Origin of the sequence: Rathayibacter sp. KR2-224, assembly GCF_049446075.1 — a bacterium.
In the GTDB taxonomy this organism is placed as follows: domain Bacteria; phylum Actinomycetota; class Actinomycetes; order Actinomycetales; family Microbacteriaceae; genus Humibacter.
Genome location: NZ_JBMSEB010000001.1, coordinates 494,989 through 511,875 on the forward strand (window position 1 = coordinate 494,989; position 16,887 = coordinate 511,875).

Here is a 16,887-nt window from a genome sequence, read left to right on the forward strand (position 1 = left end):
GGGCGTGCAAAAGATTACCCGTTCGTGTCGGCCCGGTTGCGGCCGCGCATCAGGCACCGAGCGCGGCCAAGGGCGCGGCGGCCTTCAGCCTGGTTTCGGCCAACTCGTCGGCCGGCACGGAAAGCGCCGTGATGCCGCCGCCCGTGCCGATGGATGCCGTCCCACCGCGCATCACGATGGTGCGGATGACCATGCCGAGCTCGGCCGAACCGTCCAGTCCCAGCCGGCCGAGGCATCCGCTGTAGATGCCGCGCGGAGCGCCTTCCAGGTGCTGCAGGATGCGCATCGCGGCGAGCTTCGGCGTACCCGTCATCGACCCAGCGGGGAAGCAGAGACCGATCACATCGAGCGCGTCCACACCGTCGGCGAGCTCCGCGCTAACCGTGCTCACCAACTGGTGCACGTGCTCGTGCGTCTCCACGGCGAGCAGTTCGGGCACGGAAACGCCACCCAGCCTCGCCACGCGACCCAGATCGTTGCGCATCAGGTCCACGATCATCAGGTTCTCGGCGCGTTCCTTCTCGTCGCCTGCGAGTTCGCGGCGCAGCACGAGATCCTCGACCGGATCGGACCCGCGGCGTCGCGTTCCCTTCACCGGCCGGGTGACGGCGATCCCGTCGCCAACGCTCAGGAAGAGCTCGGGCGACGCGCTGAGAACCGCAACGTCGTCCACGCGGATGAATGCGCCGTGAGCGGCCCGCGAGATCCGTCGCAGCCTGCGATACACATCCAGCGGTTCGGCAGCAGTTTCGACCTGCACATTGTTCGTCAGGCACAACTGGTAGGCGTCACCTGCATGGATGAACGCCTGGCACGCCCCGATCATCCGCAGGTAGTCGGCCGCAGCATGGCCCCACGACGGGGATGCCTCCGGCGTCGGGATCTGGGGCAGATCGAGGCCGCCCGGCGCCTGCGGTGATGACTCCGCGAGCTCGATCAGCGACTCTCGCGTGGCATCCGCCCACTCTCGGCCATCTGCGTCGTCGAGGAACCACAACGACGCCCGACCTGTCGCGTGGTCCACCTCGATGACTCGGTCGGCCGCAAGCATTGCCGCATCGGGATATGGCGACGGGTAGGCAGAGCCACCCACCAGGCCGGCCCCGTACTCGTACCCGAACCACCCGACCCAACCGAGTGGCGCCCCCGCTGCGGAGCCGTCCTCCGGTGCTGCCCAGGAGCGGAGCGCGTCGGCGAACGACCGGTGCAACTGCTCAGCTGAGGCTGGAGAGCCGTCGCCGCTGCGCCCCTCCCCCGGTTCGCCGATCAGGCCAACGCGGTCGTCACCCAGCAGGCGTACGAGGCGTCCGTGTTCGAGGAGGTAGCCGGACCTGACAGGTGAGGAGGCACCCAGATAGCTGGATCCTCCGGCCGAACGGATGCCCCCGTCGAGCCAGAACGCGTACCTCTCGTCGCCGAACAGCCTCAGGTACACCCGCTCTGGGTCGACGACGACGGCGAGCCGCTCCCGGCGTACCGACGGTCCTGTCCGGTACTCGGAAAGCGGCTCTCCGTCGTTTCGACCGGAGTCCGGCTTCACGCGAAGCTTCCACGGAGGGGTTCGGGGTGGCGGGAAAGGCGCGTCGCCGTTCTCTGATTGGCGACGGCCGGCCGCCGCCACCCGGTCCCGCCTACTTGAACAGGTTCTTCGACGAGAGCCATTCCTTCGCGATCTGCGCCGCGGACTCCTTAGCCGACCCGGAGCTCTTGTCGTTCATGCTCACGAGGTCGTCGGTCGTCAGCGTGCTGGACACCTTGTTGAGCACGCTCTTCACCTTGTCGGTCACCTTGCCGTCATTGATGATCGGCACGACGTTCTCGGCGATGATGATGTTCTTCGGGTCTTTCAGTGTGACCAGGTTGTTGTTCTTGATCGCCGAGCTCGTGGTGTAGATGTCGGCGAGTTGAACCGTGCCGTCGAGCAGTGCCTTGACGGTCAGCGGTCCCCCGCTGTCACTGATGGGATCCAGCGTTGCGGTGACCCCGTAGGCAGACTGCAGACCCTTGATGCCGTATGGACGCTCGGCGAACTCGGGGTTGGCGCCCACCGTGAGAGGCACGGTGACCTTCTTCAGATCGGCAAGGCTCGTGACACTGTACTTCTCCGAGAACTCCTTGGTGACGTTGTACGAGTCCTTGTCTTCGGCCTTGGACTGGTCGAGCACCTCGAAGCCCTTGGGAAGGGCGTCGCTCAGCGCTGCGTACACGTCGCCGCTGGACTGCGCGGTGCTCTTCGCGTTGTAGTACTGCAGAAGGCTTCCGGAGTACTCCGGCACCAGGTCGATCGACCCGTCCTGCAACGCCTTGAGGTACGCCTCACGGGCGCCGATGTTGGGCTTGATGCTCGCATCCACCCCGTTGCTCTTCAGCGCCTGCGTGTAGATCTGGGCGATGATCTCGGACTCGGGAAAGTTGGCCGAGCCGACGACGATCGCGCCGCCCGCTTTCGACGAGGATGTCGACGAGGAATCGAGGGGGTTGCTCGAGGAGCAGCCGGCGAGAGCGAGGGCGCTCACCGCCGCAACGGCTGCCAGTGCGAGACCGCGTGTTCTAAGTGACATGGTGTTTTGCTTCCTTCTGATGGGCGTGGGCTCGCGAACGGCCTCAGCCTGCTGTGGTGGATTGCGAGGTGGTGAGCCTCTTGGATGACCGCACGCGCACGTCGGACGCCCGCCCGACGACGACCCCGCGCGGAACGACGAGACGTTGAACGACGACGAAGATGCTGTCGGCGACCAGTGCGAGCACTATGACGATCACTGATGCGCCCAGCATCTCCGCATAGTTCTGTACGGCCAGGCCGTCATAGATGAATCGCCCGAGACCGCCGAGCGGCAGGTAGGCCGCCACGGTCCAGGTCGCGATCACCTGGAGGCACGCGGAGCGCACACCGCCGATGATGATCGGCATGGCCAGCGGGAGCTCTACCTTGAAGAGCACCTGCCAGCCCGTCATGCCGATCGAGCGGGCCGCATCGATCGTCTCGCGGTCGACGGCATCCACTCCGGCGTAGGCGCCTGCGAGCAACGGCGGTAGGGCCAGTACGACCATGACGATCAGCGGCGGACCGAATCCAAGGCCAAGCCAGAGGGCAAGGAGCAACAGCACACCGAGAGTCGGCAGCGCGCGCAGGGCGCCCGACAACTGCACTGCGACGGCGCGCCCCTTACCGGTGTGGCTCACCGCGACCCCGATCGGGACGGCGATCGCAGCCGCGATCACGAGCGTGATGAGCGAGTACAGCACGTGCTCGCCCAGGCGCGTGGAGATCCCGGCGGGCCCGCTCCAATTGGCGGGATCGACGAGCCACGCGAACGTCGAGTTCCACAGGTTCATGCCGCGCTCACCACCTCGAGCTCGGAGTCGGCCCTCGTGCTGCGCGCGCGCCGATTTCGGCGAGTCCATGGCAGCAGGAGCCGACCCAGCACCGCGAGGATCACGTCGAAGATCACGGCGATCACGATCGTTCCGACGATGCCGACGATGATCTCAAGCGGAAAGTCACGCTGGAACCCATCGAGGAAAAGATAGCCGAGACTCGTGACCCCGATGACGGAGCCGACACTCAGAAGGCTGATCGTGCTCACCGAAACGACCCGGATTCCGGAGAGCAGCACGGGTCCTGCCAGTGGGAGCTCCACCGACCAGAACCGTCGCCAGGTGGAGAAGCCGACGGCGGTCGCCGACAGCTTGACGTCGATGTCGACGGAGGCGAAGGCGTCCGACGCCGTGCGCACCATGATGGCAAGTGCGTACAGGCTCAGCGCGACGACGATGTTGACCGGATCGAGGATGCGCGTGCCCAGGATGCCCGGCAGCACGATGAAGAGCGGAAGCGACGGAATCGCGTACAGCACGCCGACGATCGAGAGCACGGTACCTCGGCTCGCGCGGTACCGATTGGCGAGCCAGCCGACCGGGATGGCCAGTATGAAGCCGATCACGATCGGCAGGGCGGACAGACCTGCGTGAACCAGGGTCAGTTGCCAGATCTGACCCGCGTTCTCGACCAGCCAGCTCACGGCTGCCGATCACCCTGCGCCGAAGCACCCGAAGCGGCGGCGGCCGCTCCGGCCTCATCGATGATCACGTCTGGGACTCCGGATGCGCCGTCTCGCGCGAGCACGCCGGCGGGGCGGCCGTCGCCGTCGACGACTACGTCGCGCCCGGACTCCGACCTCAGATGGAGTACGCGCTTGCCACGGTCGGCACCGACGAAACGCGCCACGAATTCGTCTGCGGGCTCCGCCAGGATCTGATCAGGGGTGCCGATCTGGGCGACGATCCCGCCCGGCTTGAAGATGACGATCTGGTCGCCGAGCAAGAACGCTTCGTCGATGTCATGAGTCACGAACACGACCGTCTTGTCCAACTCTCGCTGCAGCCGAACGAGTTCGTGCTGCAGCTCCGCCCGAACGAGGGGGTCCACGGCGCCGAACGGCTCGTCCATCAGCAGGATGTTCGGGTCGACTGCCAACCCTCGCGCTACGCCGACACGCTGTTGCTGACCACCCGACAACTGGCTCGGATACCTGTCCGCGAGTGATCGGTCGAGCCCGACGGTGTCCATGAGTTCGAGCGCTCGCGCGCGAGCATCCTTGCGGCGAACCCCGCGAAGCAGAGGGACCGTCGCGATGTTGTCCGCGACCTTTCGGTGCGGCAGCAGCCCTGAGTTCTGCATCACGTAGCCGATGCTGCGCCGCAGTGCGACGGGCTCCAGCGTGGAGATGTCGTCGCCGTCGATCTCGATGGTGCCGCTGGTCGGATCGACCATACGGTTGATCATTCGGAGGATGGTGGTCTTGCCACTACCGGACGAGCCCACGAGCACCGTGGTCTTGCGCGAGGGGATGACGAGGCTGAAGTCGCGCACGGCGACGGTACCGTCCGGGAACTGCTTGGTCACCGATCGGAATTCGATCATGGTGCTTGGCTCATTCCTGCAGGTGGAGGCCGGGAGCGGCCGCCGGTCGAGTTTGCGTCACCCGCCGATGGCTTGCGTGCTATTCGGCGGGAAGGGGTGAATCCGTCTCCCACTATGTCGCAAGCCGCCGACATTCACTCCGATGCTCAGGAAATACGCCGTAATCCGGGGCCTGCGGAATCAGTTGTAGTAGGTCTCCAGGTAGGCGACGGCGACGACTCCGGCCTCGGCCAGCAAGCGATCGTCGCCGCGCGGATTGCGGAGATATGCACGCTCAACGAGGGACTCGGCCATCTGCGTCGCAATGTCCAGCCGAAAAACGAGCTCGTCGCTGTAGGCGAACCCGTACCTGGCGACCAGGATCTCCGCCACGCGCTCGGCGAACTCTCGGACGTGGTCGGGTGTCCCTTGCCCATAGTCGAGGCCCCGAACCTCCTCGAACCGCATGATGCGGAAACCGGGTTCGGTTCGGAACATCGTCGCGAACCTGTCGGTGAGTGCCACGATCGCGCCCTGCCAGGTGGATGGCTGGTTCTGTTCGAGCTCCTCCGATGCCGCAAGCCGGTATCTGAGGATGGCGCGGTCCCTCAATGCGACCAGCAGGGCGATGCGATCGGGGAAGTAGCGATAGACGGTACCGATGGATGCCCCGCTCAGCTCGGCCACCTGCGCCGTGGTCAGCCGATCGAAACCGACCTCGTCGACCACGGTCGCCGCGGCGTCAAGAAGAGCGTCGATGCGTGCAAGGCTGCGCTCCTGCGCCGGTTCGACTCGCAGAGCCCCAGCAGCACTCGCCGCCTCCTGCGCCCCGACCAGGATCTCCTCGATCATCTACGGCTGACTCCCTTCCGCGTGCGCACTGCAACTCCCGAATGCGCACTGCCCGATTGGTACGATGCGACGCTACCCGACAGATCTTCAGGTTCCCAGGTGTGCGGCTCCAACGCGCCGATCCACCCCTTCCATGGAATGGCAACAGCCGCGGCCGGCACGGAGCGCGTGAAAGACTGTATCGATGGCCACACGTCCCGACTCCGTTGAGCGGATGCACCGCGCAGCGCGCGTCGAAGACGCCTTCCACGCGTTCCGCGCCCGCCGGGCCCTCAAGCGCGGGTTCCTGCCCACCGTGCTGTCGTACACGGGCTACGGCACGACGGAGTGGATTCGTGTGCTCGGCCGCGTCGTGCTGGCGAAGGATCCCCGCCCCGGGTCGCGAGCCGAACGGAAGAACCGCAGACGCGAGGAACGCGTGCGGGGCTGGCGGAGCTTCATCAGCGTGCCATACAGCGACGTCGACGTCGTCGTCGAGGTGGACGGCACGACGCACACCGTGCGTCCTGACCGTGGGGGCGTCATCGACACGGTGATCCCGGTGCACCTCGAGCCAGGCATCCATCCGGTCTCACTGCGTCCCGGGAGTACGGGCAACGCGGCCGTCGCACCGATTCAAGTGGTGGCGGTCGACGCATCCTTCGGCATCATCTCCGATGTGGACGACACCGTCATGGTCACCGCCCTCCCCCGCCCACTTCTTGCGGCGTGGAACACGTTCGTGCTCGACGAGCACGCGAGGGTCCCAACACCCGGTATGGCGGTGCTGCTCGAACGTCTTGCGGCCTCGCATCCGAACGCGCCCGTGCTCTACCTGTCGACCGGCGCCTGGAACGTGGCACCGGCCGTGACCCGGTTCTTGTCGCGCAACCTCTTTCCGCCCGGCGCACTGCTGCTGACCGACTGGGGCCCGACGCACGACAGATGGTTCCGAAGCGGCCGTGAGCACAAGGAACTGAGTCTGCGCCGCCTCGCGCACGAGTTCCCCGAGGTGCAGTGGCTGCTCGTCGGCGACGACGGGCAGCACGACGAGGAGATCTACGCGGCGTTCGTCAACGAGCACCCGCAGAATGTGGCCGCCGTCGCCATCCGACAGCTGTCGAACACCGAATCCGTACTCGCCGGCGGTCGCTCGACGGCCGAGAAGCCCATCGAGACGAGTGGCGTTCCTTGGGTATACGGAGCCGACGGGGCAGACCTGCTCGCCCAGCTGAAGGAGCTCGGCATCCAGGTGTGACCGGCGACGGTGGCACGTGGCAGCATGAGCTCATGATCGCGACGCCGCCTCCCGCATGGTTGCGAGCCGGGCGGCTCAGGTCGCAGGTGCTCGACGGCCGAGCAGCATCGCCTCTCGAGGTGGTCACCCGACTGGGTGCGGTACAGGCGCAGAACGCCACCGCCGCGCGATGGGCCATCGGGGTTCGTTCGCGAGGGGCCGCTCAGGCGGACATCGACCGCCTCTTCGACTCGGGAGAACTGCTCCGCTCCTGGACGATGCGCGGCACCCTGCACATCGTCGCTTCCGAAGACCTCGGCTGGATGCTCTCTCTCACCTCAGCAAGGCAACGGGCCTCGGCCGCGCGCGAGGCGCGGGTACGCGGCATCGAGGAGCGCGACTTCGAAAAGTCAGTCGAGGTGATCGCCGACGACGTCGCCGAAAACGGGCCCCGCACCAGGGCCGAAGCGCTTGCGGCACTGGAACGAGCCGGGCTCGACGTCGGCAGCGAGCGCGGGTACCGCTTCATCAGGGATGCCGCCTTCCGCGGCGCCGTCGCGTGGGGACCGATGCGTGGCAAGCAGCCCCAACTCGTCCCAGTACCGAAGTCGGCAGAGTACGAGCGCGACGAGGTGCTCGCTCGGTACCTCACCAGGTACGTCGAGGGCCACGGTCCAGTCCGCCTGCGCGACTTCGCCTGGTGGTCGGGTCTCACGATCACGGATGCTCGCCGCGCGCTCGATTCTGCAGGCCCGGCCATCGAGACCGTCGGCGACGACGACGAGCCATGGCTCATGGCCGCCGGATGGCAGGCCGACGAGAAGGGGGACGCGCGCCCTGGCGTCGAGGCGGTAGCGGCATGGGACGAGTACGTGCTCGGATACGCGGATCGCAGCCCGGTGCTCGATCCGGAGTTCGCGCCAAGGGTGTCCCCCACAGGCAACGGCATCTTTCTGCCCACGATCGTGTCGGATGGACGCATCGCCGGAACGTGGCGTCAGAGCGTCGAGAACGGGCACCTCGTCGCTGAACCGGAGCCGTTCACGCGGCTGACGGCATCCGAGCGCCGGGGGTTCGAAGCATCGATAGCCCGGCTGTCCGGCTTCTTGAACATTCCCCTCGCCTAGCCGCCGCCCCGATCGCGCCCCGCCCCGATCGGAACAGAACCGACGGCGTGCCTGGCAGGCGCCGTCGGAGCGGTCACCCTAGATTCGGCGTATGGCCGACGATCTCACGGGTGTCGACGCGCCCGCCGACGACGAGGCGGGCAAGACGCTCTCGTCACGTCGACTCGAGGCGTATTCGGACGGCGTCTTCGCCATCGCCGCGACACTGCTCGTGCTCGATCTCAGCGTTGCTTCACTCCATCTGCCGTCGAATCCGACGTCGGCGGCGCTGTGGGGCGCCCTCGGTGCCGGCTGGGGCAAGTTCCTGAGCTTCGGCGTCAGCTTTCTGATCCTCGGCATTCTCTGGTCGGTGCACGTTCGCCAGTTCGAGTTCGTGGAGCGTGTGGACCAGACGGTGCTCACACTCAACACCTTCCGGCTGCTCGGCGTCGTGATCGTGCCGTTCACCACAACCCTCACCGACACCTACAGCGACACCGTGCCCGGGCGTTTTCTGCTGCCACTGAACTTCTTCTACGTCGTCGCCCTCGGCTACCTGCAGTGGTTGTATTCGACGTCCCCTCACCGCAACCTGGCACCCCGCATCTCCGACTACTACCGACGGATTTCCCGGAGGAACGGGCTGATCGCAACCGTCATGGCGGCCGTGGTCGCCATCGCCTCGATCTGGATCGGGTCGGTGGCATTCCTTCTGTTCCTGCTGAACAACGTGTTCGATGCCTTCGATCGTCGTGCGGCCATGAAGGAACCAGGCAGGCGCGGCAGAACCGAGCGCCGCGCCGCGCCCTGACAAGGAGCGTCCGGTATCAAGACCAGGGTCCCTGCCACCTAGCATTGCCCCATGCCGAAAGCCCTGAGAGGTCTCGTGCTCGCGTGCCACCCTGGGCCGACGCTCGTCGTGACCGTGGTGACGGCCGTGCTTGCGGTATCCGTCTCGTATCCTCCTGGCCGGGTGGCGCTCATTGCCGTCGCCATGCTCGCCGGTCAGCTCTCGGTGGGCTGGTCGAACGACTGGATCGACGCGCAGCGCGATCGCGCTGTTGCGCGCTCAGACAAGCCCGTGGCCACAGGCATGGTGTCCGCTCGTGCGGTGGCCGTGGCAGCCGGGATCGCCCTTGCGCTGGCAGTGCTGCTCACGGCACCCCTGGGTTTTGCCGCACTGCTCGTGCACGTCGTCACACTTGCCAGCGCCTGGTCGTACAACGCCCGGCTCAAACGAACGCTGTTCTCGGTGCTGCCCTACGTGGTCAGCTTCGGACTTCTGCCGGCCATCGTGACGCTTGGCGCCGAGGACCCGGCCTGGCCCACGTGGTGGGTGGTCGTAGCAGGTGGGTTGCTGGGAGCCGCCGCGCACTTCACGAACGTGTTGCCCGACCTGGCGCAAGATCGAGCGACCGGTGTGCGCGGACTCGGGCATCTGCTCGGCCCCCTGGTCGGCGGACTGCTCTCGTTCTGCCTGCTTGCGCTCGTGGGGGTCACGATCGCCGCGGGCGCCATCGCCGCCTCCGGCCTGCTGGGCTGGCCCGCCGCGCTGGTAATCGGCGGATGCATTCTGACGATCGTCATCGCGGCCGCAGGCGTGCTCCTCGCGGTCCGCGGTTCCCGTTCCCGCTGGCTCATGCGGCTGGTCATGACGGCGGCGATCATCGACGTCATCGCTCTGGTTGCTGCTGGCCCCGTGATTTCGGCGTGATTGGTGTCTGGTTCTCCGTGCGGTCGGGTGTTGCGAGGGCCCCGGTCGGCGTTGGCGCAGCGGTCGGCGGGACGGACCGGGCCAAGCCTTCGGCGTCGGTCCCTGTGGTCTTCTTGTTCTGGATGCCGATGGCCGAGACTATTCCGCCCACAACCAGCAGGATCATGCAGACGAGGAGCACACGCCGAAGCCCGGCCTGCGAGAGAGGGCCGGCGACGATGAGTCCGGCGCACGCGACGGCGATGAGTCCCGCGATGCGCGCGATGGCGTTGTTGATGGCCGATCCGATTCCGGCATGCTCCTGCGGAACGGCTCCGAGAATGGCCGCGGTGAGCGGGGCGACGGTGATCGAGAGCCCCAGCCCGAAGATCAGGATGCCGGGAAGAAGCTCGAGCCAGTAGTTGACGTGCGTCCCGATCATCAGCATCAAGCCGAACCCGCACGCGGCCACGACCGGACCGACCGTCATGAAGAGTCGGGGCCCGTACTTTCCGGACAGCGATCCGAACCTGCCGGAGAGCAGGAGCATGATGACCGTCGGCGGGATGAGCGCGAGGCCGGCGAGGGTGGCCGGGTATCGGGCGATCTCCTGCAGGTATATGCCGATCATCATGGTGCCGAGCGACAGCGCCCCATAGACCACGAACGTCGCAAGGTTGCCCACCCCGAAGTTGCGGATCCGGAACAGCGAGAACGGCAACATGGGCGCGCGCGACCGCAGCTCGACGACGGTGAAGGCCGCGAGGGACAGGCATCCGATCAACCCGATCGCCCAGACGAGCGGACTCGACCAGCCGACCTGCCCCTGCTCGATGAGGGCGAACACGACACCGCCGAGTCCGACAGCGCCGAGCACGGCGCCCGCGTAGTCGATGTGGTCGTGGGCGTGCTTGTGGTCGAGTTTTACTCGCCACAGGATGATGATGGTCGCGGCGATCGGCAGGGGGTTGATCCAGAACACCAGTCGCCACGACAGCGTGTCGACGAACAGGCCGCCGAGCAGCGGCCCTGCCAGGAGGGCGGCGGAGGTCCACGCGGTCCACCGGCCGATGGCCTTCGGCTGGTCGTTCTCGTCGAACACCTGGATGATGATGGCCAGCGAGCTGGGCACCAGGAGGGCTCCAGCGAGGCCCTGGAGCGCGCGGAACACGACGAGCGAGACGCCGTCTGGAGCGAGCGCGCACGCGACGGACACGATGCCGAAACCGAACAATCCGATCATGAGGATGCGTTTGCGTCCGAACGCGTCGGACAACGAGCCGGCGAGCAGGATGAGCGCGCCGAGCGTGATGAGGTAGGCATCTACGACCCACTGCTGCAGCACGAGTCCGCCCCCGAGCTCGCGTTCGATCGCGGGGAGTGCAACGTTCACCACCGACCCGTCGAGGAACGCCACGAGGGACGCCAGAACGGCCACCGTAAGAACGGACCGCTGCAAGGAACTCATCTCGTCAGTCAAGCACTCACCACCGTCGCCGGGGAGAGAACTTGCGCTCCGATCCTGGCAGGGCGCGACGCGGCATGCCGATGAATGGCGACGGATCCCTGTAATCGCGTGCCTATGGTGGGGGGCATGGCTGTGCGCAGGGACTGGACACTCGCCGACCGGTCGTCGGTCGGCGCTCGCGTTCGTCTTCTCGTCCTCGGAGCGGTGGTCGCTGTAGCCATCCCCCTCCTGGCGGCCGCACCCGCCCACGCGGACGACTACCCCAGCTGGGACGAGGTCCAGGCCGCGAAGGCGAACGCCGCCGCGGCTCAGGCCGAGTACAACAAGATCACCGGACTCATCACCCAGCTGCAGCAGGCCGCGGACGCTGCAGCCACTGACCAGCTGAAGAAGGAATTCGAATACACAGAGGCCAAGAACGCCCTCGACGCGCAGACCACCCGGCTCGGCTCGATTAATCAACAGGTTGCGACCGCACAGAAGGATGCCACGCAGGCCAAGAACCAGTACGGCAAGATCGCCTCACAGCTCTACATCTCGGGAGGCGGAAGTCTCACCGCCAAACTCTTTCTGAGCCAGGGCCGAAACGACGATCTCCTGGATCAGCTCGGCTCGATGAGCCAACTCACGGGCCACATCTCGCAGCTGCAGAGCTATGCCCAGCAGAAGCAGAACGTCGTGACCTCCTTGCAGGCGCAGGCGAAGCAGGCAGAGGACATTCGCACGACGCTAGAACAGGATGCCGACGCAAAGTACAAGGCGGCCCAGGCCGCCAAGGCCGCCGCCGATGCTGCACTCGCGGCCCAGCAGGCGCAGGGCGCGGTCCTCCAAGCGCAGGCCGCCAGCCTGAACGCGTCAGCAGCCGCTGAGGAACAGCAGTACTGGGTGGGATACAACATCCGCCAGAACCAAGCGAAGACAAGCAACGCAAGCAGCGGCAGCAACTCGACCATCGACACGTCTGCTGGCTGCTCGGCCGGATGCAGCCCGAGCGCGGCTCAGGCGTATGCCCGCGGTGCCATCGGCGCGTACGGCTGGGGAGACGACCAATTCTCGTGCCTCGTGCAGCTGTGGACGATGGAGTCGGGCTGGCGCTGGAATGCGTACAACTCAGACAGCGCCGCCTACGGCATCCCACAATCGTGGCCGGGAAGCAAAATGTCATCGGCGGGCGCCGACTGGCAGACGAATGGCGACACCCAGATCAACTGGGGGCTCCGCTATATCGCCGGCTCCTACGGCACTCCGTGCGGGGCATGGACATTCGAGATGTCACACACACCTCACTGGTACTGATCGACGAGGAATAGCGCGACCCAACTAAGTGCTGAAGTTGTAGTGAAACGCATAGGTTTTCTCTCGTTCGGCCACTGGTCGCGCGCGCACGGATCGGTGGTGCGATCGGCATCCGATGCCCTACTGCAGACGATCGAGCTCGCACAGGCGGCCGAAGATGTCGGCGCGGACGGCGCGTTCGTGCGGGTGCATCACTTCGCCCCGCAGCTGGCGTCCCCGTTCCCACTGCTGGCCGCGATAGGTGCGCGAACCTCGCGCATCGAGATCGGCACCGCCGTGATCGACATGAGGTACGAGAACCCGCTGTACGCCGCCGAATCCGCAGCGGCCGCCGACCTCATCGCCGGGGGCAGACTGCAGCTGGGCATCAGCCGTGGGTCACCCGAGACCGCGGACAAGGGTTATGAGTCGTTCGGCTTCGTCCCCGAGGAAGGCGAGACGGACGCCGACATGGCTCGCAACCACACGGAACTGTTCCGCGCCGCGATTGCGGGCGCCGGCCTCGCGTACTCCAACCCCCAGATGACCGGGCAGCACGTGCCGCTTGCCATCGAGCCGCGCTCGGAAACGCTTGCAGAGCGCATCTGGTGGGGCGCCGGCAGCCGCGCAACGGCCGCCTGGACGGCAGAACAGGGTATGAACCTGATGAGCTCCACGCTGCTCACGGAAGACACCGGGGTGCCGTTGTCAGAACTGCAGGCGGAGCAGGTGAGACTCTTCCGCGATACCTGGAAGCAGGCCGGGCACGAACGCGAGCCGCGCGTTTCGGTCTCGCGGAGCATCCTGCCGATCATCGACGACGAGACCCGTCGCTACTTCGGACTTCGAGCCCAGGCGGATGCTCACGACCAGGTCGGGTACATCGGCGACGAGTTGGCGCGCTTCGGCCGGAGCTACATCGGAGAGCCAGATGTCATCGCGGCTGAGCTGGCTCAGGATGCCGCGGTGCAGGAAGCGGACACGATTCTGGTGACGGTGCCCAACCAGCTCGGTGTCGACTTCAATGCGCGGATTCTCGAGTCCATCGTGCGCGACGTCAAGCCTGCGATCTGAGCACGTTCGCCGGGCCTGCGACTCACGCGAAGTAGTGGCCGGACTCCAGATCGGCGATGAGCCCTGGCCCCGTCGGCTGCCAGCCGAGCAGCTGGCGGGTGAACTGCGACGAGGCGGGGCCGTCGATCGCCCACAGGCGGGCGAGCCAGCCGACGTATTCCGCGGCCTGCTCGGGCGTGACGGAGACCATGGGAACATCCAGGCCAGCCGAGATGACCTGCGCTACTAGGCGGATCGGCACGCCCTCGTCGCCGACGGCGTGCAGCACAGAACCGGGAGGAGCCGCCTCCAAGGCCAGACGGAACACGCGGGCGGCGTCGTCCCTGTGCACAGCGGGCCAACGGTTGGCGCCGTCTCCGACGTAGGCGATGGCGGCCTTGTCGCGCGCGAAACCGATCGCGGTCGCGATGAATCCGTTGTCGCCTTCGCCATGCGTTGCCGGTGGCAGCCGCACGACCGATGAGCGCACGCCGCTCTCGGCGAGAGCGAGCGTGTAATTGGCGTTGTCCAGACGCCCGTTCGCTCCGCTGACCGGCGCGTCTCGGTCCGCGTCGGCCACCAGGCCGTCACGCTCTGTGGCGACGGCACCGGGCGCAAGCCCAAGAACGCCAAGGATGCCTGAGGCGATGACGAACGGCTTCTCCGAGCCGGCCAGCGCCTCACCGAAGGCGACTATGGCCGAGCGATCCGCATCATTGGCCGCCTCGTAGTCGCCGGAGAACGCGATGTCGTGCTTGAACGCCAGGTGGATGACGCCATCGGATGCCTCAGCAGCTTCCCGAAGCACGTCGAGCTCGTCGAGGGAGCCGCGGCGCACCTCGGCCCCGGCCATCCGCAATGCCTGGGCTGCAGCATCCGATCGCGCGAGTCCAGTGACGGTGTGCCCCGCGGCGATCAGCTCGGGCACCAGACCTCGACCGACCCAGCCGGACGCACCTGTGACGAAAACATGCATGGCAAACCTCCAGGCCGCGGATCGGCACACCAGAGCCGAGCCGTTCGGAATCAGTCATTACTAATACACTCGTACTAATAACATTGCTAGTACAGTCGTGTTACGAATGTCAAATGGGCAGGCAAGGGAGCGACGGCGATGGTTGGGAGACCGATCGACCACCAACGACGAGCACAACTCCTCGATGCCGTCGTCGAATACACGATCGCGAACGGACTCGCCGAGCTCTCGCTCCGGCCGGCCGCCAGCGCACTCGGCGTGTCGACCGCCACTCTTGTGCATCACTTCGGAACGAAAGAACAGCTCCTCCAGGCGGTGCTGGCACGCCTACGGGAGCGCATCCTTCAATCCACGACCCACGCATTGGGCGAACAGCACGACCTCGCGACCGCTGCTCGGGCGGTGTGGAAGCGCACCTCTGATCGGAGCCGAGCGGACGAATTCCGCCTCTTCTTCGCCGTCTACGGACGAGCTCTCCAGGCCCCCGATGAGTTCGAGGTCTTCCTCGAGCATGTCGTCGCCGATTGGAGAAGCGCGCTCGAAACGGCTCAACCGCCCACAACAGACCGGGCAACCGCGACTCGAAGGGCCACCCTTGTCATTGCGACGATCCGCGGCCTCCTGCTCGATCTGCTCGCGACCGGCGACCATGAGCGGGTGCAGGAGGCGGCCGAGGGCTTCTTCCAAACGCTCGAGAGCCGTCGCCGATCCGACTCGGCGTGACCCGGACCGAAGGTGACGCCGCCCGGATTCGGGTTGATTCACGGCTGGATCTTCGCCAAGAGTGCCGCGAGTTGCCGCCGGTCGTCGAGACTAAGCCCGGCCAGGGTCGGCGTGCGATGAAGTCGTGTGCTCAGTGCCACCCACAACTCCTCGCCCCGGGCGGTCAACGCAAGCACCCGTTTGCGGCCATCGTCGGGATGGCGTTGCCTCGCCACGAGCCGGCTGCTCTCCAGCTTGTCCGCGAGCAGGCTGATCGTCGACGGATCGCAACCCAGCCGGGCAGCGATCTCCCGCATCGTGGCGGACTTCGCGAGGGGGTCTAGCGCCCAGAGCACTCCTGCCACCGACGGACTCACCTCGAACTCGGCCAACACATCATCGACGACGGACCCGACCGTCGTCGCACTTTGCATCAGGAGCTTCACCAGTCCCATGGTCAGCTCGACATCGGCATTGCGCGCACCGTCGGAGGCAAAGCCCTGTTCGGGTTTGAACGCATTCACCGTCCCATGCTACCGTCCAAATATCAATGAATACTTCAATGACTTTGAGGACGGGTACGTGAGCAACGACAGCGCAACGCAGGAGACCGTTCTGGTCACCGGGGGCACGGGCTTCCTCGCGTCGTGGGTGATCGCGCGACTATTGAGCAAAGGTTTCCGGGTGCGCACCACCATTCGCGACGAGGCGAACGCCGACCGAGTACGCGCAGCGGTGGCGGAAGAGGTCGGGACTGAAAGGGCGGCCGGCGTCGAGTTCGCAGTAGCCGACCTCATGTCCGACGAGGGCTGGGACGCAGCAGTCGGCGGCGTCGACTATGTGATGCACACGGCCTCTCCGCTCGGCACCGCCCGCGACCAGGATCTGATCCGCACTGCGCGCCAGGGAACTCGACGCATCTTGGAAGCGGCCGACCGCGCGCGCGTGAAGCGAGTCGTCCTGACGTCGTCTGGAGTCACGGCAGTACCGGCCGATCGCACCAAGAGCGCCGATACATCCGTGTGGGCGGCCCCGTCAGGGGATCCGGCACGGGCCTATGACGACTCCAAGATCCTTGCCGAGCGCGACGCGTGGGCCATTGCCGCTCATTCCGGATTCGAACTGGTCGTCGTGCTCCCCACGTTCCTGCAGGGACCCGTGCTCGGCCGACCCGACCCCAACGGATCCTCGCAGATCATCCGACTCTTGCTCACCGGCGGATTGCCCGCCATCCCGAACCTCGGGTGGGACGTCGTCGACGTTCGCGATGTCGCCGACCTGCACGTTCTTGCGGTGACGACGCCTGAAGCTGCCGGCCAGCGCCTGCTGGGCGGTTCGGGCAGGTTCCTCTGGTGGAAAGACATGGCCGAGATATTGCGTACGAGCATGCCCGAATACGCAAAGAAGATCCCCGCACGCACCATGCCCGACCTCGTCGTTCGTGTTCTCGCGATATTCAACGGCCAGATGAAGCTGATGCGTCCGCGGGTCGGGCGCAGAACGAACGTCGACACAAGCAGAACGCGCGCACTCGTCGCGTGGGAAGCCAGGCGAACCGCGCAGGAGACCATCCTCGACACGGCAATGTCGCTCATCAGCAAGGGCGCAGTCGGCTAGGAAGCTGGTCAGGAATCGCCGCCGCT

17 protein-coding genes are annotated in these 16,887 nt (G+C 66.3%); 8 read left to right on the forward strand and 9 right to left on the reverse strand.

What is annotated here, in order from left to right:
- Nucleotides 1-49: 49 nt before the first annotated feature.
- The 6 genes from ACO2Q7_RS02335 to ACO2Q7_RS02360 form a co-directional block, all read right to left on the reverse strand.
- Complete coding sequence (locus tag ACO2Q7_RS02335; RefSeq protein WP_423354025.1) at nt 50-1,540, reverse strand: anthranilate synthase component I family protein; 1,491 nt, start codon at nt 1,538-1,540, stop codon at nt 50-52.
- A 91-nt stretch (nt 1,541-1,631) separates the two neighbouring features.
- Nucleotides 1,632-2,561, reverse strand: a complete 930-nt coding sequence (locus ACO2Q7_RS02340; protein WP_423354026.1) for an ABC transporter substrate-binding protein — start codon at nt 2,559-2,561, stop codon at nt 1,632-1,634.
- A 43-nt stretch (nt 2,562-2,604) separates the two neighbouring features.
- On the reverse strand, nt 2,605-3,336 hold the full coding sequence (locus ACO2Q7_RS02345; RefSeq protein WP_423354027.1) for an ABC transporter permease: 732 nt from the start codon (nt 3,334-3,336) through the stop codon (nt 2,605-2,607).
- On the reverse strand, nt 3,333-4,022 hold the full coding sequence (locus ACO2Q7_RS02350) for an ABC transporter permease (RefSeq protein WP_423354028.1): 690 nt from the start codon (nt 4,020-4,022) through the stop codon (nt 3,333-3,335). Before ACO2Q7_RS02350 ends, ACO2Q7_RS02345 begins: the two co-directional genes overlap by 4 nt.
- On the reverse strand, nt 4,019-4,924 hold the full coding sequence (locus ACO2Q7_RS02355; protein ID WP_423354029.1) for an ABC transporter ATP-binding protein: 906 nt from the start codon (nt 4,922-4,924) through the stop codon (nt 4,019-4,021). Before ACO2Q7_RS02355 ends, ACO2Q7_RS02350 begins: the two co-directional genes overlap by 4 nt.
- A gap of 180 nt (nt 4,925-5,104) precedes the next feature.
- Entirely contained in the window at nt 5,105-5,755 is a 651-nt protein-coding gene (locus ACO2Q7_RS02360) for a TetR family transcriptional regulator (RefSeq protein ID WP_423354030.1), read from the reverse strand.
- Nucleotides 5,756-5,939: 184 nt separating this feature from the next.
- Here ACO2Q7_RS02360 and ACO2Q7_RS02365 point away from each other — a divergent pair, with 184 nt between their 5' ends.
- The 4 genes from ACO2Q7_RS02365 (at nt 5,940) to ACO2Q7_RS02380 (ending at nt 9,791) form a co-directional block, all read left to right on the forward strand.
- Complete coding sequence (locus tag ACO2Q7_RS02365) at nt 5,940-6,992, forward strand: App1 family protein (protein WP_423354031.1); 1,053 nt, start codon at nt 5,940-5,942, stop codon at nt 6,990-6,992.
- A gap of 32 nt (nt 6,993-7,024) precedes the next feature.
- Nucleotides 7,025-8,098 (forward strand): winged helix DNA-binding domain-containing protein, encoded by a 1,074-nt coding sequence (locus ACO2Q7_RS02370; protein ID WP_423354032.1) that lies wholly within the window; start codon nt 7,025-7,027, stop codon nt 8,096-8,098.
- A 91-nt stretch (nt 8,099-8,189) separates the two neighbouring features.
- Nucleotides 8,190-8,888: a TMEM175 family protein gene (locus ACO2Q7_RS02375; RefSeq protein WP_423354033.1), complete on the forward strand. Its 699-nt coding sequence runs from the start codon at nt 8,190-8,192 to the stop codon at nt 8,886-8,888.
- A gap of 51 nt (nt 8,889-8,939) precedes the next feature.
- Nucleotides 8,940-9,791 (forward strand): UbiA family prenyltransferase, encoded by an 852-nt coding sequence (locus ACO2Q7_RS02380; RefSeq protein ID WP_423354034.1) that lies wholly within the window; start codon nt 8,940-8,942, stop codon nt 9,789-9,791.
- Here the strand turns inward: ACO2Q7_RS02380 and ACO2Q7_RS02385 are convergent.
- Nucleotides 9,751-11,238: an MFS transporter gene (locus ACO2Q7_RS02385; protein ID WP_423354035.1), complete on the reverse strand. Its 1,488-nt coding sequence runs from the start codon at nt 11,236-11,238 to the stop codon at nt 9,751-9,753. The two genes, ACO2Q7_RS02380 and ACO2Q7_RS02385, sit on opposite strands and share 41 nt — an antisense overlap.
- Nucleotides 11,239-11,364: 126 nt before the next feature.
- On the opposite strand from ACO2Q7_RS02385, the gene ACO2Q7_RS02390 reads away from it, so the two are divergent.
- Together ACO2Q7_RS02390 and ACO2Q7_RS02395 are read left to right on the forward strand one after the other, a co-directional pair.
- Entirely contained in the window at nt 11,365-12,534 is a 1,170-nt protein-coding gene (locus tag ACO2Q7_RS02390) for a coiled-coil domain-containing protein (protein ID WP_423354036.1), read from the forward strand.
- A gap of 42 nt (nt 12,535-12,576) precedes the next feature.
- Nucleotides 12,577-13,587, forward strand: coding sequence for an LLM class flavin-dependent oxidoreductase (locus tag ACO2Q7_RS02395; RefSeq protein WP_423354037.1), 1,011 nt, complete (start codon nt 12,577-12,579; stop codon nt 13,585-13,587).
- Nucleotides 13,588-13,609: 22 nt separating this feature from the next.
- Here the strand turns inward: ACO2Q7_RS02395 and ACO2Q7_RS02400 are convergent, their stop codons facing one another.
- A complete protein-coding gene (locus ACO2Q7_RS02400; protein WP_423354038.1) occupies nt 13,610-14,542 on the reverse strand; it encodes an SDR family oxidoreductase in 933 nt (310 codons plus the stop codon).
- Between the two features lie 138 nt (nt 14,543-14,680).
- Here ACO2Q7_RS02400 and ACO2Q7_RS02405 point away from each other — a divergent pair, with 138 nt between their 5' ends.
- Nucleotides 14,681-15,265 (forward strand): TetR family transcriptional regulator, encoded by a 585-nt coding sequence (locus ACO2Q7_RS02405; protein ID WP_423354039.1) that lies wholly within the window; start codon nt 14,681-14,683, stop codon nt 15,263-15,265.
- Between the two features lie 38 nt (nt 15,266-15,303).
- Here ACO2Q7_RS02405 and ACO2Q7_RS02410 read toward each other — a convergent pair whose 3' ends face one another.
- A complete protein-coding gene (locus ACO2Q7_RS02410) occupies nt 15,304-15,768 on the reverse strand; it encodes a MarR family winged helix-turn-helix transcriptional regulator (protein WP_423354040.1) in 465 nt (154 codons plus the stop codon).
- A 58-nt stretch (nt 15,769-15,826) separates the two neighbouring features.
- On the opposite strand from ACO2Q7_RS02410, the gene ACO2Q7_RS02415 reads away from it, so the two are divergent.
- Complete coding sequence (locus tag ACO2Q7_RS02415; protein ID WP_423354041.1) at nt 15,827-16,861, forward strand: NAD-dependent epimerase/dehydratase family protein; 1,035 nt, start codon at nt 15,827-15,829, stop codon at nt 16,859-16,861.
- Nucleotides 16,862-16,887 lie beyond the last annotated feature (26 nt).